The sequence below is a fragment of the Luteimonas sp. 3794 genome (assembly GCF_031456825.1).
Classification (GTDB): Bacteria; Pseudomonadota; Gammaproteobacteria; order Xanthomonadales; family Xanthomonadaceae; genus Luteimonas.
In genome coordinates this window covers 131,877-156,132 of record NZ_JAVDVJ010000001.1, presented here as the reverse complement: position 1 = coordinate 156,132, position 24,256 = coordinate 131,877, and the positions used below count along the sequence as shown (strand labels likewise).

Here is a 24,256-nt window from a genome sequence, read left to right as displayed (position 1 = left end):
GGACATCCGATGACGGGGACCTGGCGAGTCTGGCGTGCGCCGATGACAGTCGATACCGGGGCAAACCCTTGCCTGCGCGCATCGACGCCGATGCGTGACGTCGTTAGCCTGTGCGCCGTGACGCACGCCGCCGCTCCCGTCTTTCCCATCACGTCGTTGTTGCCGGAGATCGTCTCCAGCCTCGCCGCGCATCCGCGCCTGGTGCTCGAAGCACCGCCGGGCGCGGGCAAGACCACGCAGGTGCCACTGGCGCTGCGCGACGCGGATTGGCTGGCCGGGAAGAAGATCGTGATGCTGGAACCGCGACGCGTCGCCGCGCGTTCTGCGGCGACGTTCATGGCGCGCCAGCTCGGCGACGACGTTGGCGGCCTCATCGGCTATCGCATCCGCTTTGAGCAGCGCGTCAGTGCGCGCACGCGGATCGAGGTCGTCACCGAAGGCATTCTGACGCGGATGCTGCAGGACGATCCGGAGCTCGGCGACGTCGGCGCGCTGCTGTTCGACGAATTCCACGAGCGCCATCTCGCCGGCGATCTCGGCCTCGCACTCGCGCGCGACGTGCAGACGGGTCTGCGCGAAGACCTGCGCCTGGTGGTGATGTCGGCGACGCTCGACGGCGCGCGCATCGCGACGTGGCTCGACGCGCCGCGGCTGTCGAGCGCGGGCCGCAGTTTTCCGGTCGACGTGTCGCATGTACCGCCGAAGCGGGACGAGGCGCTCGAGCACCAGGTGCGTCGCGTGCTCGTCGACGCATTGGCAACGCAGCCCGGCGATGCGCTGGTGTTCCTGCCCGGCCAGCGCGAGATCGCGCGCTGTCGTGCCCAGCTCGAAGCCGCGTTGTCCGCCGATGTCGAGCTGCTGGCGCTGCATGGCGAACTGCCGGTCGACGCGCAGACGCATGTGCTGCAGCCATCCACCGATGGCCGGCGCCGTGTGGTGCTGGCGACCAACGTCGCCGAGAGCAGCGTGACGCTGCCGGGCGTGCGCATCGTTGTCGACAGCGGTCAGGCGCGCGAGCCGCGTTTCGATCCCAACAGTGGCTTCTCGCGGCTGGAGATCGTGTCCATCTCGCAGGCCTCGGCCGATCAGCGCGCGGGCCGCGCGGGGCGCGTCGCCTCGGGGGTTGCGCTGCGCCTGTGGCCGGAATCGCAGCGGCTCGAACCGCAGCGGCGGCCGGAGATCGCGCAGGTTGATCTGGCCGCACTCGCCCTCGAACTCGCCGCCTGGGGCGATCCATCACTCGCGTTTCCGGACGCGCCGCCGGCCGGTGCGATGGGCGCCGCGCACGATCTGCTGCAACGCCTCGATGCGCTGGATACGCGGGGTGCGATCACCCAGACCGGGCGTCGCATGCTCGCGCTCGGGACCCATCCACGTCTCGCGGCAATGCTGCTGGCCGGCGCGGATGCCGACGAACGTGCGCTGGCCTGCGATCTGTGTGCGCTGCTGGAAGCGCGCGATCCGCTGCGGCCGTTGCCGGGCGCGCCGCGTTCGGACGGCGTGGCCGTGCGCCGGCAGGCGCTGGCCGCATTCCGCAGTGGACGTACGCCGGCCGATGCGCAGCGCGGCGCACTCGCCGCGATCGATGCGGCCGCGAAACAATGGCGGCGACGTCTGAAGCTCGACGCCGCGCCGCCGTCATCTGCACCGGCGCACGTGCTCGGGGATCTCCTCGGCCACGCGTTCCCGGATCGCATCGGCTTTCGCCACGCGCGCGACGATGCGCGCTACACGCTCAGCAACGGCCGCATGGCGCGGCTGTTCGACGACAGCACGCTGCGCGGCGAAACATGGATCGTCGCCAGCGAACTGCGCCACGAGACCAAGGACTCACTGCTGCTGCGTGGCGCGCCTATCGACGAGGTACGGCTGCGGCGGCAATGGCCCGAACGCTTCACCGATGCCGACGAGACACGCTGGGATGCCGAGCGTCGCGCGCTGGTCGGCGAGCGCGTGCGTCGTTTCGACGGCATCGTGCTCGATGCGCGCGCCAATGGCCGCGTCGATCCGGCGCAGGCCGCGCAGGCGCTGAGCGATGCCGTCGGCGCGTTGGGCCTCGATGTGCTGCCGTGGCGCGACGGCCTGCGCCAATGGCAGGCGCGCGTGCAGGCGATGCGCGCGTGGATGCCCGAACTCGCCCTGCCGGATCTCTCGGACGCCGCGCTGTTGGCGACGCGCGATGAATGGTTGCGACCCGCGTTCGCCGGCATCACCCGGCTCGACGCACTCGGCGCGGATGCACTGGCCGATGCGCTGCAGAACCAGCTGGACTGGTCCCTGCGCCAGCAGCTCGACCGTCTGGCGCCGGTGCGCATCACCGTGCCATCGGGCATGGCGCGCGCGATCGACTACGCGATCGAGGCCGACGGCACGCCCGCGCCGCCGGTGCTCGCGGTCAAGCTGCAGGAACTGTTCGGCCTGGCCAAGACGCCGACCGTCGCCGACGGCCGTGTCCCGCTGACGATCCACCTGCTGTCGCCCGCCGGTCGCCCGCTGCAGGTCACCCGCGACCTTGCCGGCTTCTGGGAACGCACGTATCCCGAAGTGCGCAAGGAAATGAAGGGGCGGTATCCGAAGCATCCCTGGCCCGAAGACCCCTGGAACGCGCCGGCGACGCATCGCGCGAAACCGCGCGGTACCTGAAGCGCATCGATCCGGGTCCGCATCAGTCGACACGCCACCGCCGCAGCGGCATCGCCACGGCCTGGTTTGCCGAACGTCAGCACAACAGGCGGCACTGGGCCGCACAGTGCTCACGCCAGTTCGACAGCCGGTAACGAAGACTCGTGCTCCCACATCGGACATCCGAGGTCATTCCATGAGCAAGTTCGAAGCGTTGTCCGACAAGGCACTGTCGCTGGTCGGCCAGGCAGGCGACAGTCTGCGTCATGCGATTCCCGATTCCGCCGAGAAGTGGCTGCAGACCGGTGTCGCCATCGGCGCCGCCCGCACCGGCACCAAGCTGGCAGGCGGCTTCCTGCGCCGCAATCCGGCCATCCTCGCCGCGTCGGTGATCGGCGCTGGCCTGGTCTGGGTCGCGGCCCGCCAGTACAAGAAGCGTAAGGAAGGTGGCGCGGTCGAAGGCAGCTCGCGCCGCATCGAGCCGACCCGCGGACCTGCGCGCAAGCGCGGTACGCGTCGCGGCGCCGCAGCCGCGAACAGCAACGATTGAGTCACAGGATCCCCCGCGCTCTGGCCAAGCGGCCAGGCGCAGGTCGACCGGACGCGGGCCGCAAGGTCCGCGTTTTTTAGTGGGCGACGGACGGCGCGTCCCTGCCGGAAAAGCAGAGACATCGGCCGGGTGCCACGCTTGCCGGGTCTGGCCCTGGATTGAGGTTGCCGACTGACGCCTGCGGACCGCGTCGGGACCTGCTCGGTGCATCCGGGGTTTTGGGCGCAGGCGACTGCCCGCGCATGCGTCGCAACGCGACGCGACGGCAATGCCGTCAGCTGCCGGACGATGCCTCGCGTACCGCCGCGCTCTCGGCGTCGACCGGGATTTCCGGTAGCTCGATGACGAACCGGGCACCACCGCCTTCGCGGTCCTCGTACCAGAGCTGGCCACCGAGATCGACGATGATCTGTTTGGCCAGCGACAGCCCCAGACCGCTGGAGCGTCCGTCGTCATTGCCGGCGTGCGCCAGCCGCTGGAACGGACGGAACAGGGCGTGTTGCTGGTCGCGGGCGATGCCGGGGCCGCGGTCTTCGACCAGCAACTGCCAGAAGCCCACACCGCCGCCACGCAGCGAGATGTCGACATTGCTGTCGGGCGCGTACTTGATCGCGTTGGTGATCAGGTTCTCGGCGACCTGGCGCAGCACCAGGCCGTCGATGGCGACCATCGGCGCCGCGTCGGGCGCACGTGCGTGCAGCTGCACGCCCCGGTCCTCGAACTGCATGGCGTAGCGCGCGATGATCCAGTCCAGCACATCCCGCAGGCCCGTGACCTGCGTGGCCTCTGCGGCCTTGCGCGAGGTGTCCTGGGTTTCCAGGTAGCGACGGATGTAGCCCAGCGCGTCTTCCGCGCTCTCGTGGATCATCTTGTGGTAGCGCGGAATGCGCTCGGGCTTGGTCTCGTTCTTGACCAGCATGTCGCTGGCGAACCAGATGCTCGACAGCGGATTCTTCAGGTCATGGGCGACCAGGTTCACCAGCTCCTGGCGCTCGCGCGCGATGCGCTCGAGGCGGTCGCGGGTCTGCTTGAGGCCGACGTGCGCGTTGACGCGCGCGAGCAGCTCTTCGGGCATGAAGGGCTTGGTGACGTAGTCGACTGCGCCGGCGTCGAAGGCGCGCAGCAGCAGTTCGCGGTCCTGGGCCACGGTGAGAAACACGACCGGCAGGCGCAACAGGTCCGGATTCTGCTTGATCTCCGCCAGCAGCGCGAAGCCATCCATGTTCGGCATCAGCATGTCGAGCAGCAGCAGGTCCGGCTGGCGCGTTTCGAGCATCGCCAGCGCCTCTGCGCCGTCCGGCGCGGTCTGCACTTCGTAGCCGTGACGGCTCAGCAGCGAACTGACGACGCGCAGGTTCGCAGGCTGGTCATCGACGACGAGGATGCGACCGCTGGCGTTTGCAGAGTTCGGCATGAGGTTCCGGGAAGGCCCGAACAGGGGGATGGGCAGGGCGCGACAGACCTACGCTGTCCGCCCGGCACGTTACCAGAAACCGGTCAACCGCGGATGCGCGCGGCCTGCTCGACCGGGTCGACGCCCCGCCACGTGCCGGGGACAAGATCGCCCAGCATCCAGCCACCGATCGCTACCCGGACCAAGCGCAGTGTCGGCAGGCCGACCGCGGCGGTCATGCGTCGCACCTGGCGGTTGCGACCCTCGTGGATCACCAGTTCGAGCCAGGCGTCGGGCACGGTCTTGCGAAAGCGCACGGGCGGATCGCGCGGCCACAGTGCGGGGGGCGGATCGAGCAGGGCCACCTGTGCCGGGCGCGTGGGTCCATCGTTGAGCGCCACACCATCGCGCAGCGCCTGCAGTTGGTCCGGCGACGGCGCGCCTTCCACCTGGACCCGGTAGGTCTTGGGCAGCTTGTGGCGTGGATCGGTGATGCGATGCGCCAGCGTGCCGTCGTCGGTCAGCAGCAGCAGGCCCTCGCTGTCGTGATCGAGACGGCCGGCGGCATACACGCCGGCCGGTAGGCCGAACCCGGCCAGCGTGGGACGCGGCGGCGTACTGCGGTCGGTGAACTGGCAGAGCACGCCGTAGGGCTTGTTGAAGGCGACGAGCATGGAACGTGATTGGTGATTGGTGATTGGTGATTGGTGATGACCCGACATTCGTCCGTTGAAAGCGGTGATTCGAAAAAGCGGGTGAGCCGCCACCTTCTTCGTCCTCTGGATCTGTGAGGACACGCTTCGGACTGGCGATAAGCGCAAACGGCCGCAGAAGACCGGCTCTCACGAATCACCAATCACGAATCAACTAATCACCGCATCTCAGGGCTTTACAAACCGCAGTGTCATCCGGTCGCTTTCGCCGATGTCCGTGTACTTCGCCGCGTCCGCGGCATCGTGTCGGTTCGACGGCGGCAGCATCCACACGCCGTTGGGATGGTCGCGGGTGTCCTTCGGATTCGCGTTGACCTCGCTGCTGCCGTCGACGCGGAAACCCGCCGCCTGCGCCAGCGCGATGACTTGCGAGGTGCCGACGTAGCCGCTGCGGTCGTCCGCGGGGACATCGGCCTTCGCGCGATGCTCGACCACGCCGAGTACGCCGCCCGGGCGCAGCACGTCGTAGAAACCCTTGAACATTGCCTCGGCTTGGCCAGACATGCGCCAGTTGTGCACGTTGCGGAACGTCAGCACGACATCTGCGGAGTTCGACGGTCCGAAGCGCGGCGCGGTGGGATCGAATGCCACCATGCGCGCGCGGTCGAACTGCATGGGCGCCGCGTCGAAGCGCGCCTGCAGGCCGTCGCGCTGGCTGGTCTGGTAATCGCGGCCACGGCCTTCGGCGACGCTCGCCGGATCGACCATCGCGGCGATGTAACGCCCGTTGTCGCGCAGATACGGCGCCAGCACTTCGGCGTACCAGGCGCCGCTGCCAGGTGTGACTTCGATGACGGTCTGTTCCGGGCGCACGCCGAAGAAGGCCAGCGTTTCGCGCGGATGGCGATACCGGTCACGCGCACGGTTCTCGGCGCTGCGCCAGTCACCGGCGAGTGCGGCATCGAGGCGGGCGACATTGTTGGAATCGAGATCGGCGGCCGAATCGGCAGGCACCTGCGGCGCACTGGCGCAACCGGCAAGGGCGATCAGGGCGACGGCGCAGAACGACAAGCTGCGTTGCATGGGCGGAACTCCGGACGCGGATGTGGCGCAAGGGTGCCACAAGCGGCGTGGCGAACGTTGCCGTCCGTCGCGCTGTGCGTGAGGCGGGGACGCCGGAACACAGCTTTGCGCGCTCGGTGGTGTCGTGCGCGCGGAACGCCTGCCTATGCTGGGGCCATTCTTTAATGTACGGAGCGGCACATGTCGGAACGCGAACTCGGACGCTCGGGACTCAAGGTCTCGCCACTGGCGTTCGGAGGCAACGTCTTCGGCTGGAGCACCGACGCGGCGACGACGCATGCGCTGCTCGACGAATGCGTCGCGCTGGGGCTCAATCTCGTCGACACCGCGGATGCCTACTCGGCCTGGGTCGACGGCAATAAGGGCGGCGAGTCGGAAACGCTCATCGGCCAGTGGTTACAGAAGACCGGCAAACGCGACCGCGTGGTGATCGCCACCAAGGTCGCCAAGTGGACCCAGCGCAAGGGACTGTCGCCGGCCAACATCCAGGCCGCGTGCGAGGACTCCCTGCGCCGCCTGCAGACCGATGTCATCGATCTCTACCAGGCACATGAGGACGATCCGACGGTGCCGCTGGAGGACACGCTGGGCGCGTTCTCGCGCCTGATCGAACAGGGCAAGGTGCGCGCGATCGGTGCATCCAACTACACCGCACCGCGACTGGCCGAAGCGCTGGACGTCTCCAGGCGCCACCACCTGCCGCGCTACGAAACGCTGCAGCCCGAGTACAACCTCGTCGACCGCGCCGGTTACGAAGCCGCGCTGGAACCGCTGGTGCGCGAGCACGGGATTGGCGTGATCGGCTACTACGCGCTGGCGAGCGGTTTCCTCAGCGGGAAGTACCGCAGCGAGGCAGATGCTGCGAAGAGTTCCGCGCGCGGTGCGCAGGTGGTCGGGCGTTATCTCAATCCGCGCGGCAAGCGCATCCTCGCCGCGCTCGACGATGTCGCATGCAGGCACGCGGCCACCGTGGCCCAGGTCGCCTTGGCGTGGTTGATCGCGCGGCCCGGCGTGACCGCGCCGATCGTCAGCGCGACCAGCATCGTCCAACTGCGGGAACTGGCCGCGGCACGCACGCTGCTGCTGTCGAAGGCCGACATCGCCGTGCTCGACAACGCCAGCCGCGGGGAAGCTGCGCCGGATTGACGGTGTCGCACGGTGGGGTGCGGTATGAAGGGTGCCCACTCGAACAGGCCGGCCCGATGAGCGACTCCACCGCCACCCGCATCGTCCTCGCGTCACGCCCTAAGGGCGCGCCGACCACCGCGGATTTCCGGATCGAAACATGCCAGGTGCCCGCGCCTCGCAACGGCCAGGTGCTGTTGCGCAACCGCTGGCTCTCGCTCGATCCGTATATGCGTGGTCGCATGAACGCCGGTCGTTCCTACGCCGCCCCGGTCGAGATCGGCGAGGTCATGGATGGCGGCACGATTTCGGAGGTCGTGGAATCGCTGCATCCCGCCTGGTCGCCCGGCGATCTCGTGCTCGCGCATGCCGGCTGGCAGACACACGCCGTCGTCGACGGGGAAACCCTGCGCCGCAAACTCGACCCGTCCGGGTTGCCGGTGCAGACCGCGCTGGGCGTCCACGGCATGCCCGGCTTCACTGCGTACGCGGGCCTGCACGAGATCGGCAAGCCGCAGCACGGCGAGACGGTCGTCGTGGCCGCGGCCAGTGGTCCGGTCGGCGCGACGGTCGGCCAGATCGCGAAACTCCATGGCGCGCGCGTCGTCGGCATCGCCGGCGGGCCGGAGAAGGTCGCGCACGTGCGCGATGATCTCGGCTTCGATGTGGCTCTCGACCACCGGGCCGACGATTTCGCCGACCAGCTCGCGGCCGCATGTCCGGACGGTATCGACGTGTACTTCGAGAACGTCGGCGGCAAGGTGTTCGACGCCGTGCTGCCCCTGCTCAATGACTTCGCCCGCATTCCGGTGTGCGGCCTCGTCGCGCATTACAACGACACCGCACCGCCGGCCGGTCCGGATCGCGTGCCGCAACTGATGGGCCTGATCCTGAGCCGGCACCTGACCGTGCGCGGCTTCATCCAGCGCGATTTCATTGCGCTCTATCCCGAGTTCGTGCGCGAGATGGGGCAGTGGCTGCGCGATGGGCGCGTGCGGTATCGGGAGGATGTGGTGGAGGGTCTGGAGAATGCGCCGGAGGCGTTCATCGGGATGCTGGCGGGGCGGAATTTCGGGAAGTTGCTGGTGAAGATCGCGGATTGAGGGGCGTGCGGCCTGTTGTCCGGACGCGCCGTGCGTAGACGACTCGAAGCGTGCGTCCCTGGCGGCACCGTTTTTTTTGCGCAGGTTCACTCGTTCCGTGACGTTTCGTGCTGACGCAGTGAAGATGCTGTCGGTGGCGCCATCGCTTTTGCCGTTGCCGTTGCCGTTGCTTCGTCAGAGCAATGACTCGCCGGCACACCGTCAAGACCTGTAGGGCGCCGCCCATGGATGGGGCGGCGTTTTTCGACCGAGCCATGGATGGCGAGTCGAAAAATCCCGGAACGAACGAAAGGCCGGATGTGCTTCGTCGGGGAGGCCGTTTCTTTTGGTTACTTTTCTTTGGGCCAGCAAAGAAAAGTGACCCGCTCGCCGGCAGGCGAGTGGAAGCCCTGTACTTGCCTGTTTCAGGTATCCAAAGCGGAATCAAACGCTTTCGTCCGCTGGCGCGGCCGAGTTCATTTCTTTTGGTAGACGCCCACGCACGCAGTGCGAACGGCGTAGCCGGCTCCGAAGGGGCGAGCATCGAAGATGCGAGTCAAAGAAACGGAACCAAAGAAAAACGTCTCTCCGAAACGTCCACAGCCCGCGGCGCCGCGGGCACCGCGATTTTCCGACTCGGCATCCTGCCTCGGTCGGAAAACGCCGCACATCCATGTGCGGCGCCCTCCGGGTTTGGGTTCTCGATGAGGCTTCAGCAGAAAGTCAACGGCAACGGCAACGGCAACGACAACGGCCAAAGCAAAGCGAAGCCTCAACGCAACAGGCCCGCCGAAGCGGGCCTGTTGATCACACATTGAAGCGGACGATTACTGCTTGAGCGCATCGATCGCCGCATTGAGCGTCTTGCTCGGGCGCATCGCCTCGACCACCTTGGCCAGATCCGGATGGTAGTAACCACCGATCTCGACCGGCTTGCCCTGCGCACCGTTGAGTTCGGACAGGATCGCGGCTTCGCCTTCCGTCAGTGCCTTCGCCACCGGTGCGAACGTCGCCTTCAGATCGGCGTCGTCGTCCTGGTCGGCCAGCGCCTGCGCCCAGTACTGGGCGAGGTAGAAGTGGCTGCCGCGGTTGTCGAGTTCGCCGACCTTGCGCGCCGGCGAGCGGTTCTCGTCGAGGATGCGGCCGTTGGCGACATCGAGCGCGGCGGCCAGCACCTTGGCCTTCGGGTTGTCGTAGGCGTTGCCCAGGTGTTCGAGCGACGCGGCCAGCGCGAGGAACTCGCCGAGCGAATCCCAGCGCAGGTAGTTCTCTTCGACGAACTGCTGCACGTGCTTCGGCGCACTGCCGCCGGCGCCGGTTTCGAAGAGGCCGCCGCCGGCCATCAGCGGCACGATCGACAGCATCTTGGCGCTGGTGCCCAGCTCCATGATCGGGAACAGGTCGGTCAGGTAATCACGCAGCACGTTGCCGGTGACCGAGATCGTGTCCTCGCCCTTGCGGATGCGCTCGAGCGAGAACGTCGTCGCCTCGACCGGCGGCAGCACGCGCAGGTCGAGACCCGCGGTGTCGTGGTCCTTGAGGTAGGTCTCGACCTTGGCGATCACCTGCGCATCGTGCGCGCGCGACTTGTCGAGCCAGAAGACCGCCGGCGTTTCCGACAGGCGCGCGCGGCTGACCGCGAGCTTCACCCAGTCCTGGATCGGCGCGTCCTTGGTCTGGCACATGCGCCAGATGTCGCCGCTCTCGACCGCGTGTTCGAACACCACGTTGCCGTCGGCGTCGGTGACCCGCACGGTGCCGTCGCCCGGGATTTCGAAGGTCTTGTCGTGGCTGCCGTATTCCTCGGCCTTCTGCGCCATCAGGCCGACGTTGGGCACCGAGCCCATCGTCGTCGGATCGAGCGCGCCGTGCGTCCTGCAGTCGTCGATGACCGCCTGGAACACGCCGGCGTAGCAGCGGTCGGGAATCACGGCCTTGGCGTCCTGCAACTTGCCGTCGGCATTCCACATGCCGCCCGAGTCGCGGATCATCGCCGGCATCGAGGCATCGACGATGACATCGCTCGGCACATGCAGGTTGGTGATGCCCTTGTCGGAATTGACCATCGCAAGCGCCGGGCGCTTGGCGTAGAGCGCGTCGATGTCGGCGCGGATCGCGTCCTGCTGGTCCTGCGGCAGGGTCTGGATGCGGGCGTACAGATCGCCGATGCCGTTGTTGGCATCGAAGCCGACCTGCTTCAGCGCGTCGGCATGCGTGTCCAGTACGTCGCGGTAGAACGCCTGCACGACGATGCCGAACATGATCGGGTCGGAGACCTTCATCATCGTCGCCTTGAGGTGCAGCGAGAACAGCACGCCCTTGGCCTTCGCGTCTTCGATCTGCGCTTCGATGAAATTCGACAGCGCCTTGCGCGACATCACCGCAGCATCGACGATCTCGCCCGCCTGCACCTTCACCGCATCCTTGAGCACGGTCGTCGCACCGTCGCTGCCGACGAGTTCGATCTTCAGCGCACCGGCCTTCTCCAGCGTCGCCGAACGCTCGCTGCCGTAGAAATCGCCCTCACTCATGTGCGCGACGTGCGACTTCGAATCACCCGACCACTTGCCCATGCGATGCGGATGCTTGCGCGCGAATGCCTTCACCGACTTCGGTGCGCGGCGGTCGGAGTTGCCCTCGCGCAGGACCGGGTTCACCGCGCTGCCCTTGGTGCGGTCGAAGCGCGACTTGATGTCGGTCTCTTCGTTGCTCTTCGGCACGTCCGGGTAATCCGGCAGCGCGAAGCCCTGGCCCTGCAGTTCCTTGATCGCGGCTTTCAGCTGCGGCACCGAGGCACTGATGTTCGGCAGCTTGATGATGTTGGCTTCCGGCGTGGTCGCCAGCTGGCCGAGTTCGGCGAGATGGTCGCCGATCTGCTGCGCGTCGGTCAGGGCTTCCGGAAACTGCGCCAGGATGCGGCCGGCCAGCGAGATGTCGCGCGTTTCGACCGCGATGCCCGCCGGTTTGGTGAATGCCTCGACGATCGGCAGCAGCGACTGCGTCGCCAGGTACGGGGCTTCGTCGGTGAGCGTGTAGAGGATCTTCGGCGTATCGGACATGCGGGCGTGTCTCGTCTGGAAGCGGGGGGAATGCGTGGCCGGCGCGCGTCGCGGCATCCAGTGGCCGCGCGTGCCGGCGGGTCCGCGTGGAGACCGGCGAGGGCCGGTGCGTGCGGACGACACAGCCCCTCGATTGTCGCGCGTTTGCGCAGGTCGCGGAAGGCGCCCGCCCGCGTGGAGACATACGGGACAGCATGGTGCGCGCCACTGCGCAGCACGAAAAAACGCGGCCGAAGCCGCGTGTGGGTTCAAAACGATGCGCGCGCTGCGGTTTACTTCACCGAGAACTCGCGCGTCTCCACCACCGTGCCGTCGAGCGAGACTTCCAGCTTGTAGGTGCCCACCGGCCAGCCTTCCGGATGGTGGATGTCGAAGGCGATGACCTGCGGGCCGGCCACGACATCGGCTTCGGTGTTGCGGACCAGTTGGCCTTCGCCGAACGTCCAGCGCGCGGCGAGCTTGGCCGCGCTTTCGCCCTCGGTGCCGACCGACGCGTAGATGGTATCGGTGGTCGCGAACTCCGAGGCCGGTGTCGACACGCGGTTCTGGTCGTCGACGGCGTTGCCGAGTTCGACGCTGGTGACTGTGGCCGGTGCAGGTGGCGCGGGCGCCGGAGGTGGTTCGGGCGCGGTCGGTGCCGGCGGCGCCGCCGGTGTGGGCGCATCGCGATTGCAGCCGGCCAGCAGCAGCACGCCGCCGAGTGCGGCAGCCAGGGTCAGGACGACGGGTCGGGTCATGGAAACTCCTGGAGTCGGGAATCGATCACGCGGCAGGCAGTTGCAGCACCTGGCCGGCGTGGAGAGCATCGGGATCGTCGAGCACGTCGCGGTTGGCGTCGAACAGCTCGCGCCAGCGGTCCTGGGCGCCGAGTTCGGATTCGGCGATCCCGGACAGCGTGTCGTCCTTGCGCACGACATAGGTGCGCATCGGGTGGGCATCTGGAATGCGGGAAGACGTCATGGCCGGAGTTGCGTGGAAGCGACGGGGCAGGCTCCCACGCTGCACGTTAAGAATCCATCGCGCGGGGTGTGCAATTGACTACTGCCGTTCGTCGCGCAGGCGCGCCGGCATCGCGTGGCCGGGCGTCGCGCGCCACGGATTGATGTCCAGCCCGCCGCGGCGCGTGTAGCGCGCCTCCACCGACAGCGCGGTCGGTGCGCCCGCGCGCAGCAGGTCGAGGAAGATGCCCTCCACGCACTGCTCGTGGAAGCCGGCGTGGTCGCGGTAGGAAACGAGGTACCGCAGCAGGCCGGCGGGGTCGAGGCGCGGCCCGTGCCAGTCGATGTGCACGCTGGCCCAGTCGGGCTGGCCGGTGACCGGGCAGTTGGATTTCAACAGCTGCGAGACCAGGCGTTCGCGCACCGGTGCCCCGTCGGCGATACCCAGGTGCGCCGGATTTGGCGGACCGTAGTCGTAGATGTCGATCGCCAGCGCGTCGAGATCCACGATGTCGTCCGCGGCGTCGGTGCCGAACGCCGGCAAGCCGAGCGCGACCTCGACCGTGGCGCCGGCCGCCGCCGAGATGTCGTCGGCGATGCGCGTGCGCACCGTCTCGGCATCGTCGAAACGGCTGGTGTTGAGCGAGTTGAGATACAGCTTCAGCGATTTCGACTCGACCAGATACGGCGACTCCGCCGGCACGGTCAGCGTCGCGGTGGCGACCACCGGCTTGCCGCGGCCGTCGAGCCAACCCAGTTCGTAGGCATGCCAGCGGTCGTGGCCGGCGAACGGCAGCGCGGCGCCGTCGGCAAGGCCGAGCTGCGCCCGCGCGGGCGCGCGCGGGATCGGGAACAGCAGCGTCGGATCGTAATGGTCGGGATAGCCGACACTGCGGCCGAGGCTGGAATCGTGCGGGGTACTCATGCGCGCATTTTAGTCGCCGCGCGCGCGGCGCCTCACGGCACGGGTTCGACGGTCAGGCCGATGTCGAACGTGCCGGTGGTCATCCGCGCCGGCGCGCCCGGCCGCAGCAACATCGCGAAGGGCTCGGACGCGAGATCATCGCGCCCGGGGCGGGACAGGGTGCCCTCGACGCGGATGATCTCGCCCTCGGGCTGCACCACGAGCGTCAGCGCGTAGCCGTCGTCGCCGTCCACCTGCAGGCGACCGGGCGCACCGGCTTCCAGCACGACGGTGGCGCTGCCGAGCGCGTGTCCCTGGTGGTGCAGGTCGGCATCGAGGCGGTAGGACGCGCCGCCGGCGAGGGCGGGCAGTGCCGCACACAGGCCGAGACAGGCGAGCGCGGCGCGGAATCGGATCGTCATCGCAAACCCTCCGTGTCGTGCCGGCTCAACCGGCCGGCGTATCGAGATAGTCGAGCGTCGCCTGCAGCATCGCGCGCAACCCCAGATCCAGCGCGGATTCGTCGAGGTCGAACTGTGGGGAATGGTTGCTCGGTGCAGTCGCCGGGTCCTTGCCTGCCGCCGTCGCGCCGACGAAGAAGAACATCGCGGGGACTTCCTTGGCGTAGTACGCGAAATCCTCGGCGCCCATGTTGAGCGGCGTTTCGACGACGTTCTCCGCGCCGGCGACCGCCTGCAGGCTCGGCAGCAGGCGTGCGGTCAGGGCGGGGTCGTTGACGGTGACCGGGTTGCCGGTGGCGTCGGGCACCTGCGCCTCGACGGTGGCGCCATGTGCAGCGGCGACGTGTTCGGCGACGTTCTTGAGGTCGGCGAAGATGTCGCTGCGCACGTCCTCGTCGAAGGTGCGGATCGTGCCGACCAGCTCGACACTGTCTGGAATGATGTTGTAGCGGATGCCGCCCTTGATCGCGCCGAAGCTCACCACCGCGGGCAGCTCGGAGATATTGGTGCGGCGGCTGACGATCGTCTGCGCGCTGCCGATGAGATCGGCCGCGGCGACGATCGGATCGATCCCGCCCCAAGGCCGCGAGCCGTGGGTCTGCCGGCCGGTGACCTTGATGTTGAAACGGTCCGACGCCGCCATCAGCGGACCGCCGCGCACGCCCAGCTGGCCGGCCTGCAGCGTCGAGAACACATGCAGGCCGAAGATCGCGTCCGGCTTGAAGTCGCGGAAAATCCCTTCGGCCAGCATCATCGACGCGCCGCCGTCTTCATCGTCGGGCGGGCCCTCTTCGGCGGGCTGGAACACGAACAGCACTTCGCCGGCCAGCTGCTCGCGCATGCCGACCAGCGCTTCGGCCACGCCCATCAGGATCGCGACGTGCGCATCGTGGCCGCAGGCATGCATGACGCCGGTGGGTTCCCCGCGATAGGTCGTCGTCACGGTGGACGCGAAGGGCAGGCCGGTCTGTTCGGTGACCGGCAAGGCGTCCATGTCGGCGCGCAGCGCTATCTTCGGGCCGGGACGACCGCCCTTGAGCACGGCGGTCACGCCGGTGTGTGCGATGCCGGTCTTCGGTTCGAGGCCGAGGCTGCGCAGATGCTCGGCGACCAGCGCTGCGGTGCGCGTCTCGCGGTTGCCGAGCTCGGGATGCTGGTGGATGTCGCGGCGCCAGTCGACGAGCTTGGACTGCAGCGCGGTCGCAGCCGTGGCGACTTCAGGACGTTGCGCCTCCTGCGCGTGCGACAGGACGGGCAGGGCGGCACAGGCGCAGAGCAGCGCAGTAGCGAGACGATGCATCGGCGGATCCTCGATTGGAGACCGGTCGATGCTAGTGGATCAGCGGCCTTTCAGGCGCAACCGTGCGGAAGCATCCGGAGATCTGTAGGAGCGCGCTTGCGCGCGATGAGGCCTGTCGCGCGCAAGCCCCATCGCGCGCAAGCGCGCTCCTACATCGGAGCGACGCGTGTTTTCAGCGACCGCACTGCCAGGCACCGAAGCGCTGACTGCCGCCGGCCGGTTCACCCAACGGGCTGATCGTGTCGGCGTTCAGGCCGGGCGCCTCGTTGCGCGCCAGGGTTTCCAGTTCTTCGCGCACGCGCAGCTGGTTGCGTTCGACGAACGCGATGCTGTGCTTGACCGAGACTTCGACCTCGCCACGCTTCTGGCAGTCGGCAGGCGCCGCACTCGTCACACGTACCGCGCTCGCGCCCGGCGCCATGTGTACCCAGGTGCAGCCGACGGCGGACAGGGACAGCAGCATCACAGTCAGGGACTTATGCATTCGGAATGCTCCGGGGATTCGTGGGATGGGTCGCGATGCCCGCCATTGTGGCGGGCATCGGCTGAGCGGGCGATCACTGCCCTTGGCCCCGTTCAAGTCCGCCGCACGCGTCAGCTGCGAGCGCGGCAGGACATTGACAGGCGTCAGCGTGCGACCGGCTTGCCGTCCGCGTCGAGCACCTGCACCTCGCCCAGCTCGAGCGCGCGGATCGGCGCCTCGATCTGCTTGAGATCGCCGACGACGACCCAGGTCAGTGCCTTGGGATCGATCGTCGTCGCCACGCCGGCGAGATCCTGGACCGTCATCGACTCGATCTCGGCCTTGCGCTGGAACACGTAATCGTCCGGACGACCGAAGCGCACGTTGCCGCCGATCGTCGACATCACCGACCACGCAGTCTCGTAGGCGCCGGGCAGGCTCAGGGTCTGGATCGCCTGGGCGCGGGCGAGTTCGGCGGCAGTCGCCGGACGCTCGCCATCGGCGAGGTCGGTCAGTTCGCGCTGGATCTCGGCCATCGCCTCGGCGGTCTTGTCGATCTGCACCGGCGCCGACGCCATCCACGGGCGCTGGCCCAGCGTGCCGCTGGCCGAACTGCGCGCACCGTAGGACCAGTGCTTGTCCTCGCGCAGGTTCATGTTCAGACGTGCGGTGAAGTCGCCGCCGACCACGGTGTTGGCCATGTCGAAACGGGTCGAGGATGCATCGTTGGTCGGCGGGATGACCTGCGCGGCGAAGATGTTCGCCTGCACTGCGCCGGGCTGATCGATCAGGAATACGCGCGCGGCGCTGGGACGTGCGACCTCGGCGACTTCGATCGGCGCGGGCGCCGGGCCGGTGCCGCGCCAGTCGCCGAAGTGCGTTTCCAGCATGGGCACGATTTCCTCCAGCGTGGTGTCGCCGACGACGATCAGCGTCGCGCCTTCCGGACGCACCCAGGCGCGGTGGAAGGCGACCAGCTCGTCGCGCGTGAGCTTCGCGATCGCGTCTTCGTTGCCGCTGCCGGTGAACGGAATCGCGTACGGATGGCCTTCGCCATAGACCAGCGGCGGCAGCACGCGCATCGCCACGCTCGACGGACGCGCCTTCTCCTGCGCGATGCCGGCGATCCACGTCGCCTTGATGCGGTCGATTTCGGTCTGGTCGAAGTTCGGCCGGCGCAGCATGTCGGCGAACAGCGCCAGCGACGGGTCGAGGTTCTCCTTCAGCGCCGAGACGTAGGCATTGCTGCCGTCGAGTGATGCGCCCGCGCCGAGGCTCGCGCCCAGTGCTTCGACGCGATCGGCGAAGTCGAGCGCGCCCAGACCGCCGGCGCCTTCGTCGAGCACGTTCATCGTGAAACTGGCGGTGCCCGGCGTGCGGCCCAGGTCAGCGGTGTAGCCGCCCTTGAACTCGTAGCTCAGCTGCACGACCGGAATCTCCGGCCGGCGCGCGAGAATCACCTGGGTACCGTTCGACAGCGTCGCGCGCTCCTGCGCCGGGAACTTCAGCTCCGGGAACGACGCGGTCTTCGGTACGCCGGCGCTGCGGTCGATGCGGCTGCGCGTGGTGCTGTATTTCCGGTCCGGCGCGGGCGGGGTGAACGGGGCGGGTGTGACCGCCGGTTCCTCGACCAGCGGCGTGCGTGCACCCGGCACGACGGTGATCGTGTGGCTGCCGACGTCGAGCCATTTGGCGCCGGCGGCCTTGACGTCCTCGGCGGTGGTCGCGGCGACGTTCGCCAGGGAGGCGCGGAAGCAGCCCGGATCGCCCTCGTAGACGGTGCACTCGGCCAGCGCGTCGGCCTTGCCGCCGAAGCCGCCGATGCGCTCGATGCCGCGCACGAAACCGGCGCGGAACGAGGTCTTGGCGCGTTCGAGTTCCTCGGCGCTCGGGCCTTCGGCGATCAGACGCGCGAGTTCCTCGTCGATCGCCGCTTCCACCGTCGCCGGATCCACGCCCTGCTTGACGGTCGCCATCACGACGAAGTTCGAGCCCAGCTGCGAGCCGTAGGCGCCGGCGCTGATGTTGTCGACCAGACGGTCGCCGTGCAGCAGGCGGCGGTCGAGACGCGAGGCCTTGGCGCCGCCGAGCACGCTGCCGAGCACCTGCAGGTGATCGATGTCGGTCGTGCCGAGTTCGGCGACGTTCCAGGCGCGGTAGATGCGCACCTGCGGCACTTGGTCTTCCATCGTCTCGCGGGTGTCGGCGCTGCGCTTGGCCACGTCGACGGCGGGCTGCGCCATCGTCGGGCCGGCGGGGATATCGCCGAAGTACTGCGCGACCTTGCGCCGCGCGGTGGCTACATCAATGTCGCCGGCCAGCACCAGCACCGCGTTGTTCGGGCCGTACCAGGTGCGGAACCACTGCTTGACGTCGTCGAGCGCGGCCGCGTTGAGGTCGTTCATCGAGCCGATGACGCCGTGGTGGTAGGGGTGGCCCTTCGGGTACAGCGCGCGGGTGAGCTTGTCCCAGACCTGGCCGTAGGGCTGGTTCTCGCCCTGGCGCTTCTCGTTCTGGACCACGCCGCGCTGCTCGTCGAGGGCGGCCTGGTCGACCGCGCCGAGCAGGTGGCCCATGCGGTCGGATTCCATCCACAGCGCCATGTCGAGCGCGGTGGTCGGCACGTTCTGGAAGTAGTTGGTGCGGTCGGTGTTGGTGGTGCCGTTCTGGTCAGTCACGCCGACCTGCTTGAAGGGGTCGAAGAACTCGCCGTCGTGGTTCTCGCTGGCCTGGAACATCAGGTGCTCGAACAGATGCGCGAAGCCGCTGCGGCCGGCGGGTTCGTCCTTGCTGCCCACGTGGTACCAGATGTTGACCGCGACGATCGGCGCCTTGCGGTCGGTGTGCACCACCACACGCAGGCCGTTGGGCAGGGTGAAGGTCTCGTACGGAATGTCGACGCCGGCAGCCTGGGCGGGCGGCGCGGCCCACGCCACCGGCGCGGCGGCGATGCCGGACAGGGCGAGGCCGGTGGCCAGCGCGAGCAGAGCCGCGCGCGGGCGGGTCGGAGCGTTACGAAGATGGTCAGCGGACATGCCGGTCCTTGGGTTCTGGCGGAGTTGGACCCGCATCGTAGCCAGCCGCAGTCCCTTCGGCACGGGTCGCAGGTCATGGTCGGGGGTCGGGCGCTGCGTTTGTCCTTCTCCCTTTGGGACGACGTACCCACCGGGGTAGAAGGTGCCCGGAGGGCGGATGAGGGTGCGTTTGACGCATGACCGGCGAAGCCCACAGCCCTCACCCGACGCGCTGCCGCGCGTCGACCTCTCCCAAAGGGAGAGGTGTATATCGGACGCTACCCGCCTGATCCTCACCCCGGCGCGACTAGCATCGAAATCTGTTCCTACCCGAGAGCTGCACGTCATGACCCACTGGACCCTCGTCACAGGCGCCAACCGCGGCCTCGGCCTGGAATTCGTCCGTCAGCTGCTCGCCGACGGCGTGCGCGTCGTCGCGACCTGTCGCCAGCCCGGCAAAGCGACCGCGCTCAATACGCTCGCCGCCGAATACCCGGGCCATCTGAAGGTGCTGCCGCTGGACGTCGGCGATGCCCGCTCGCGCGACGAACTGGTGCGCGAGTGGCCGCTGGCCGCAGGCGAGGACGCGCGCATCGGCCTGCTGATCAACAACGCCGGCGTGCTGCACAGCGGCGAGCGCTTCGGCACGCTGAGCGCCGATACGCTCGAAGACAGCCTGCGCATCAATGTCACCGGCCCGCTGCTGCTGACCCAGGCGCTGGCACCGCTGCTCATCGACGGCGCACGCGTCGCCAATCTCTCCTCGCAACTCGGTTCGATCGCCGGCACGTCCCGCTTCGGCACGCCGAGCTACGCGATCAGCAAGGCCGCGCAGAACATGGCGACGGTGCAGCTGGCGCACGCCCTGCGCGAGCGCGGCATCGTCGTCGTCGCCCTGCACCCGGGCTGGGTGCAGACCGACATGGGCGGCGCCCAGGCCAGCGAAGTGCCCGAAGCGTCGGTCGCCGGCCTGCGCCGGGTGATCGCCGGTCTCGGCATCGACGACAGCGGCCGATTCCTCGACTGGACCGGCGCAGCTTTGCCCTGGTGACCGACAATGGCCGGCCCGCAGACCGGTCCGGCCCATGTTCGACGTCATCCTGCACACGCCCGAGATTCCGCCCAACACCGGCAACGCGATCCGCCTGTGCGCCAACACCGGCGCGCGGCTGCATCTCGTGCGACCGCTGGGCTTCGATCTCGACGACCGCAATCTGCGCCGCGCGGGTCTCGACTACCACGAGTACGCGACGCTGCAGGTCCATGACGATCTCGACGCCGCGCTGGCCGCGATTAAGCCCGCGCGGCTGTTCGCGCTGAGCACCCGCAACAGCGTCCGCTTCGACGCACCTGCATTCGCCCCGGGCGACGCCTTCCTGTTCGGCAGCGAGACCCGCGGCCTGCCCGACGACGTGCTCGGCCGCGTGCCGGACGGGCAGCGCCTGCGCCTGCCGATGCAGCCGGGCAACCGCAGCCTCAACCTGTCGAATGCGGTCGCGGTGGTCGTGTTCGAGGCGTGGCGGCAACAGGGCTACGCGGGCGGCGATCTCTGACCCACCTGCGCGGCGCAGCGCCGACCTGAACGGCGCGCCAAAAGTTCCTGTACTTGAGAGTTCAATATTCAGCGCGGGTTGCACGCGCAGGTCGAGAATGCGTCCTACCGGCCCGGGTGATCGTGCTTCCCCTCCCCTCGAAGCGCATCCCCTCCCTGTCACCCGGGCCGGCATTTTCAACCGCGACACCCATAAGAGCCGGACTCCACGCAGGGCCCGGCCGGAGAGAACACCCCGATGAAGCGCCTCCTTCCGATCGCCGCCCTCGCCGCTGCGCTCCCCTTCGCCGCGAACGCCGCCGAAGGCCTGTCCTACAACTATGTCGAAGGCGGCTACTCGGCCAGCAAGTCCGACATCGCGCCGGTCAACCGTGACGTCGATTCCGATGGCTGGTCGATCCGCGGTTCCGCCGCGTTCCACCCGAATTTCCACGCTTTCGGCGATTACACCCGCGAGAGCGTCGACAACAGCTCGCTCGACCGCGACCAGTGGCGCCTGGGCGTCGGCTACAACCACGAAGTGTCGCCGCGCACCGATCTGCTGACGCGTGTCGCCTACCAGAAGCTCGACTTCGGCCAAGGCTTCGATGCCGACGGCTATTCGGTCGAAGTCGGCGCGCGCACCGCGCTGCTGCCGGCGCTGGAAGGCTACGCACTGGCCGGCTACGAAGATCTCGACAGTGGCTTCGACAGCGAGTTCTACGGCCGCCTCGGCGCGCAGTGGAAGTTCAATCCGAACTTCGGCGTCGCCGGCGACATCAAGCTGATCAAGGGTGGCGACACCCAGTGGTTCGTGGGTCCGCGTCTGACCTGGTAAGCGCCACACCGCTCCCCCGCGGTGTCCGGTCCCCAGCGCTTCCCCGGCGCCTCTCTCTCCCGGACACCGTCAGAACCCGGCCAGCAATGGTCGGGTTCTTTTTTTGGTGGGTCGGAACGGCCAAAAGATTCCAGTGGCAGCCCGCGGCGCCCCCTGGTTTGCCCTTCCCCTTGAGGGCCTGACGAGCGTCGTGTCTCAGCTGGCGACTGAAACGTGTGCGTCGTCATTCCCGCGAAGGCGGGGCTTTTCAACGGACGTATGTCCGGTCATCCAAGGACTTTCGTAACGTCCGCACGCACGTCCGTGGACTCCCGCCTTCGCGGGAGTGACAGGTTTTCCTCACCAGACACTTAGCCGTAACCCCTAGCGCTTGGCTGAGACAGGACGCTAATCAGGCCTTGGGGGAAGGTGTCCGGAGAGCGCGTGTGGGTGCTTTCGGCGCTTCTGGCGAGCCCTCGCCGTCACCCGGCGCGCCAGCGCGTCGACCCCGGTCAGGTCCGGGCAGGCTCTCTCCCGAAGGGAGAGGTACTGAGTTTCCGTCAGATGACACCCAGCGCTGATCGAAGTCCGACAGCAGACAGGCATCGGTCGGGGCTACGGCCCGTTATTCAAATTCGGGCTTCTGCTCGCGTGCCATCAGACGCGCCAAGCCTTCGGCCGGCGTCATTTCGCCATGCAGCACGGCGCGGACGTTGCTGGAGATCGGCAGTTCGATGCCGTGACGTTCGGCCAGACGCATGACCTCGTCGGCGGTCTGCACCGATTCGACCACCTGGCCGATCGCGCGGACCGCGTCTTCGAGCTTCTCGCCGCGGCCCAGCGCCAGGCCCAGCCGCCGGTTGCGCGACAGGTCGCCGGAACAGGTCAGGACCAGATCGCCGAGACCGGCGAGACCCATCAGGGTTTCCGCGCGGCCGCCGATCGCCTGGTTGAGGCGCAGCATTTCGTGGAGACCGCGGGTGATCAGGCCGGTGCGGGCGTTGAGGCCCAGCTCCATGCCGTCGGCCGCGCCGGTGGCGACGGCCAGCACGTTCTTCATCGCGCCGCCGAGCTCTGCGCCGCGCATGTCGGTGCCGGTGTAGGCGCGGAACGTCGGGCCGTGCAGCACGTCGGCGACGGTCTGGGCGAAATCGGCATCGTCGGACTGCACGGTGATCGCGGTCGGCAGGCCGGAGGCGACTTCCTTGGCGAACGACGGACCGGTGACGACGGCCAGCGGCACGTCCTCGCCGACCAGGGCGCCCGCGACCTCATGCAGGAATCGACCAGAGCCCGGCTCGAAACCCTTGGTCGCCCACGACACGCCGACGCCCGCCGGACGCAGCGGCGCCAGCAGTGCCAGGGTTTCGGCGAAGGCGTGCGAGGGCACGACGACCAGAATCAGGCCCACGCCGTCGAGGGCATGGGCGAGATCAGTGGTCGCGCGCAGGTTGTGCGGCAGCGGGATGCCCGGCAGGTAGCGCGGGTTCTCGTGTCGCTGGTCGATCGCCTCGATCTGGTCCGCGTTACGGCCCCACAGCGTGGTGGGGTGGCCGTTGCGTGCGATCAATGAGGCGAGCGCGGTGCCCCAGGAGCCCGCGCCCAGTACCGCGACCGCGGTGTTGCGATCGGTCACGCTCAGGCGTTGCCGATCTGATCGGTCGTCGGCTGTTCGGTGCCCGACTGGCTGCGCTGACGCAGGCCTTCGGCATAAAGCGCGTCGAAATTGATCGGCTGCAGCAGGAACGGCGGGAAGCCACCGGCCTGGATCAGCTCGCCGATCAACTGACGTGCGTAGGGATACAGCACGTTCGGGCACTGGGTGCCGAGCAGCGCATCGAGGGTGTTGCCGTCGAAACCGGCCAGGCCGAACACACCGGCCTGCTTCACCTCGGCCACGTACACGGTGTTGGCGTTGTCTTCGCCGGTGGTGCAGGTCAGGGTGATCGCCAGCACGACTTCGAACGCGTTGTCGCCGACGCGCTGCACGCTCTGGTTGAGATTCATGTTGAGCTGCGGCTGGGCCTGCTCGTTGAAGATCGCCGGCGACTTGGGCGACTCGAACGAGACGTCCTTGACGTAGATCTTCTCGACGCTGAACTGCGCGCCGGCCGGCTGTGCCGGGGCTGCGCCATTGGCGCCGTTGGTGGCCTGTTCTTCGGACATGTGAATCGACTCCGGCAAAAGATGTTGGGTGAAACGGATTGCCGATTATGGCATTCCGTCAAGACGGTACCGCTGTGCTCAGCCGCGGCCCTTGGCCAGCGGCAGGTCGGCCTGCAACCAGCCGCCGATGCCGCCGTCGAGCACGTAGACGTTCTCGAAGCCGGCCTTCTTCAGGCGCTTGGCCGCATCGCTGGCGGTGCTGCCGGTCTTGCAGACCAGCACCACCGGCAGGGCCTTGGCGGGCGCGAGCTGCTTGCTCTCGGGATCGAACTGGCTCATCTGCACGTTCTTCGAGCCCGGGATATGACCCTTGCCGAAGTCCGCCGCGGGGCGCAGGTCGACGACCAGTGCGTTGTCGCGGTTGACCAGCACGGTCAGCTCGGCCGGACGCAGGGCCTTGAAGCCGCGGAACAGGCGCGAGATCTCGTTGAAGATGATCGCCACCGTCAATGCGGCGAGGATCAGCGACAGCATCTGGTTGCGGCCCAGGAAGGCCAGAAGTTCTTCGAAATTCACGGATCAATCGCGGTGCGTCGGCGGGCGGCGATTGTCGCACACCACCGCGGCCGGCCGGCGGCGGGTGGCAGAGGCGGGCCTGGCGGGATCATTCGCCGGCCCAGAAGTCCGGCAGACCGTCGACGATCCACCAGGTGCCGGCGGCCGCATCCCAGCGCCAGCGCTCGGTATAGCGCACGGTGCGCTCGGCCATGGTGTGGCGGTTGATCACGCCGATCTGGATCTCGCGCATCGCCTCGTCCGGGCCGGCTGTCGCGTTGGTTTCGCGGTAGCTGGTGACCTGCACCTGCTCGTAGCGGGCGAAATCCAGTTCGCTGATCGGGTGCGCGGTGCGGTATTCGGGGTCGACCAGCTGCCAGGCGGTCTTCATGTCGTTCCAGCGCACCGCGCCGGTCCACGCGTACTGCGCGCGTTCGAGTGCGGTGCCCTGCTTGCGGGTGCTGGCGCAGCCGGGTAGCAGGACCAGCAGCGCGAGCATCAGCAGGGCGACCTGCGTGCGGAACAGGAACGGACGGCCGGAAGTCGCGCGCATGGCAGGGTCTCGAATCGTGAGGCCGCCATCGTAGCCGCCGCGGCCGG

The 24,256-nt window shown here is 68.2% G+C and carries 23 protein-coding genes; 8 read left to right on the top strand and 15 right to left on the bottom strand.

What is annotated here, in order from left to right; all coding sequences use genetic code 11:
* The first annotated feature begins 90 nt into the window (after window positions 1-90).
* Together hrpB and J2X52_RS00705 are read left to right on the top strand one after the other, a co-directional pair.
* Window positions 91-2,643, top strand: coding sequence for an ATP-dependent helicase HrpB (gene hrpB, locus J2X52_RS00710; protein WP_310147426.1), 2,553 nt, complete (start codon window positions 91-93; stop codon window positions 2,641-2,643).
* Between the two features lie 175 nt (window positions 2,644-2,818).
* Entirely contained in the window at window positions 2,819-3,172 is a 354-nt protein-coding gene (locus tag J2X52_RS00705) for a hypothetical protein (protein WP_310147425.1), read from the top strand.
* A gap of 274 nt (window positions 3,173-3,446) precedes the next feature.
* Here the strand turns inward: J2X52_RS00705 and J2X52_RS00700 are convergent, their stop codons facing one another.
* From J2X52_RS00700 to J2X52_RS00690, 3 genes are all read right to left on the bottom strand, one after another.
* On the bottom strand, window positions 3,447-4,586 hold the full coding sequence (locus tag J2X52_RS00700) for a HAMP domain-containing sensor histidine kinase (protein WP_310147423.1): 1,140 nt from the start codon (window positions 4,584-4,586) through the stop codon (window positions 3,447-3,449).
* An 83-nt stretch (window positions 4,587-4,669) separates the two neighbouring features.
* Entirely contained in the window at window positions 4,670-5,239 is a 570-nt protein-coding gene (locus tag J2X52_RS00695) for a pseudouridine synthase (protein WP_310147421.1), read from the bottom strand.
* Between the two features lie 207 nt (window positions 5,240-5,446).
* Window positions 5,447-6,301 carry a methyltransferase gene (locus J2X52_RS00690; RefSeq protein WP_310147420.1) on the bottom strand — a complete coding sequence of 285 codons (855 nt, stop codon included), beginning with the start codon at window positions 6,299-6,301 and terminating at the stop codon, window positions 5,447-5,449.
* A 180-nt stretch (window positions 6,302-6,481) separates the two neighbouring features.
* On the opposite strand from J2X52_RS00690, the gene J2X52_RS00685 reads away from it, so the two are divergent.
* From J2X52_RS00685 to J2X52_RS00675, 3 genes are all read left to right on the top strand, one after another.
* Window positions 6,482-7,447 carry an aldo/keto reductase gene (locus J2X52_RS00685; RefSeq protein ID WP_310147418.1) on the top strand — a complete coding sequence of 322 codons (966 nt, stop codon included), beginning with the start codon at window positions 6,482-6,484 and terminating at the stop codon, window positions 7,445-7,447.
* Between the two features lie 56 nt (window positions 7,448-7,503).
* Window positions 7,504-8,529 (top strand): NADP-dependent oxidoreductase, encoded by a 1,026-nt coding sequence (locus J2X52_RS00680; protein ID WP_310147416.1) that lies wholly within the window; start codon window positions 7,504-7,506, stop codon window positions 8,527-8,529.
* 224 nt (window positions 8,530-8,753) lie between these two features.
* Complete coding sequence (locus tag J2X52_RS00675) at window positions 8,754-9,326, top strand: hypothetical protein (protein WP_310147414.1); 573 nt, start codon at window positions 8,754-8,756, stop codon at window positions 9,324-9,326.
* A 9-nt stretch (window positions 9,327-9,335) separates the two neighbouring features.
* Here the strand turns inward: J2X52_RS00675 and J2X52_RS00670 are convergent, their stop codons facing one another.
* The 8 genes from J2X52_RS00670 to J2X52_RS00635 form a co-directional block, all read right to left on the bottom strand.
* The gene (locus tag J2X52_RS00670) at window positions 9,336-11,567 is read right to left on the bottom strand and encodes an NADP-dependent isocitrate dehydrogenase (RefSeq protein ID WP_310147412.1); all 2,232 of its coding nucleotides are present in this window, start codon (window positions 11,565-11,567) and stop codon (window positions 9,336-9,338) included.
* Between the two features lie 272 nt (window positions 11,568-11,839).
* Window positions 11,840-12,304, bottom strand: a complete 465-nt coding sequence (locus tag J2X52_RS00665; protein ID WP_310147409.1) for a hypothetical protein — start codon at window positions 12,302-12,304, stop codon at window positions 11,840-11,842.
* 25 nt (window positions 12,305-12,329) lie between these two features.
* Entirely contained in the window at window positions 12,330-12,527 is a 198-nt protein-coding gene (locus J2X52_RS00660) for a LysM peptidoglycan-binding domain-containing protein (RefSeq protein WP_310147407.1), read from the bottom strand.
* A gap of 78 nt (window positions 12,528-12,605) precedes the next feature.
* A complete protein-coding gene (gene queF, locus J2X52_RS00655) occupies window positions 12,606-13,430 on the bottom strand; it encodes an NADPH-dependent 7-cyano-7-deazaguanine reductase QueF (RefSeq protein WP_310147405.1) in 825 nt (274 codons plus the stop codon).
* A gap of 32 nt (window positions 13,431-13,462) precedes the next feature.
* Window positions 13,463-13,831, bottom strand: coding sequence for a hypothetical protein (locus J2X52_RS00650; RefSeq protein WP_310147403.1), 369 nt, complete (start codon window positions 13,829-13,831; stop codon window positions 13,463-13,465).
* Between the two features lie 25 nt (window positions 13,832-13,856).
* Window positions 13,857-15,170, bottom strand: coding sequence for a M20 family metallopeptidase (locus J2X52_RS00645; RefSeq protein ID WP_310147401.1), 1,314 nt, complete (start codon window positions 15,168-15,170; stop codon window positions 13,857-13,859).
* Window positions 15,171-15,342: 172 nt separating this feature from the next.
* Complete coding sequence (locus J2X52_RS00640; protein ID WP_310147399.1) at window positions 15,343-15,654, bottom strand: DUF4156 domain-containing protein; 312 nt, start codon at window positions 15,652-15,654, stop codon at window positions 15,343-15,345.
* A gap of 143 nt (window positions 15,655-15,797) precedes the next feature.
* Window positions 15,798-18,668, bottom strand: a complete 2,871-nt coding sequence (locus J2X52_RS00635) for a pitrilysin family protein (RefSeq protein ID WP_310147397.1) — start codon at window positions 18,666-18,668, stop codon at window positions 15,798-15,800.
* A gap of 325 nt (window positions 18,669-18,993) precedes the next feature.
* Between J2X52_RS00635 and J2X52_RS00630 the strand changes: the two genes are divergently transcribed.
* The 3 genes from J2X52_RS00630 to J2X52_RS00620 all read left to right on the top strand — a co-directional run bounded on the left by J2X52_RS00630 (window position 18,994) and on the right by J2X52_RS00620 (window position 21,016).
* Window positions 18,994-19,698 carry an SDR family oxidoreductase gene (locus tag J2X52_RS00630; protein ID WP_310147395.1) on the top strand — a complete coding sequence of 235 codons (705 nt, stop codon included), beginning with the start codon at window positions 18,994-18,996 and terminating at the stop codon, window positions 19,696-19,698.
* A 34-nt stretch (window positions 19,699-19,732) separates the two neighbouring features.
* Window positions 19,733-20,200: a tRNA (cytidine(34)-2'-O)-methyltransferase gene (locus tag J2X52_RS00625; protein WP_310147393.1), complete on the top strand. Its 468-nt coding sequence runs from the start codon at window positions 19,733-19,735 to the stop codon at window positions 20,198-20,200.
* 237 nt (window positions 20,201-20,437) lie between these two features.
* Entirely contained in the window at window positions 20,438-21,016 is a 579-nt protein-coding gene (locus J2X52_RS00620; protein WP_310147391.1) for a diffusible signal factor-reguated Ax21 faimly protein, read from the top strand.
* A 604-nt stretch (window positions 21,017-21,620) separates the two neighbouring features.
* Here the strand turns inward: J2X52_RS00620 and J2X52_RS00615 are convergent.
* From J2X52_RS00615 to J2X52_RS00600, 4 genes are all read right to left on the bottom strand, one after another.
* Complete coding sequence (locus J2X52_RS00615) at window positions 21,621-22,631, bottom strand: NAD(P)H-dependent glycerol-3-phosphate dehydrogenase (RefSeq protein ID WP_310147388.1); 1,011 nt, start codon at window positions 22,629-22,631, stop codon at window positions 21,621-21,623.
* A 2-nt stretch (window positions 22,632-22,633) separates the two neighbouring features.
* Window positions 22,634-23,161: a protein-export chaperone SecB gene (gene secB / locus J2X52_RS00610; protein ID WP_310147386.1), complete on the bottom strand. Its 528-nt coding sequence runs from the start codon at window positions 23,159-23,161 to the stop codon at window positions 22,634-22,636.
* Window positions 23,162-23,239: 78 nt separating this feature from the next.
* Window positions 23,240-23,677 (bottom strand): rhodanese-like domain-containing protein, encoded by a 438-nt coding sequence (locus J2X52_RS00605; RefSeq protein ID WP_310147385.1) that lies wholly within the window; start codon window positions 23,675-23,677, stop codon window positions 23,240-23,242.
* An 88-nt stretch (window positions 23,678-23,765) separates the two neighbouring features.
* Entirely contained in the window at window positions 23,766-24,209 is a 444-nt protein-coding gene (locus J2X52_RS00600) for a hypothetical protein (protein ID WP_310147383.1), read from the bottom strand.
* Window positions 24,210-24,256: the final 47 nt, after the last annotated feature.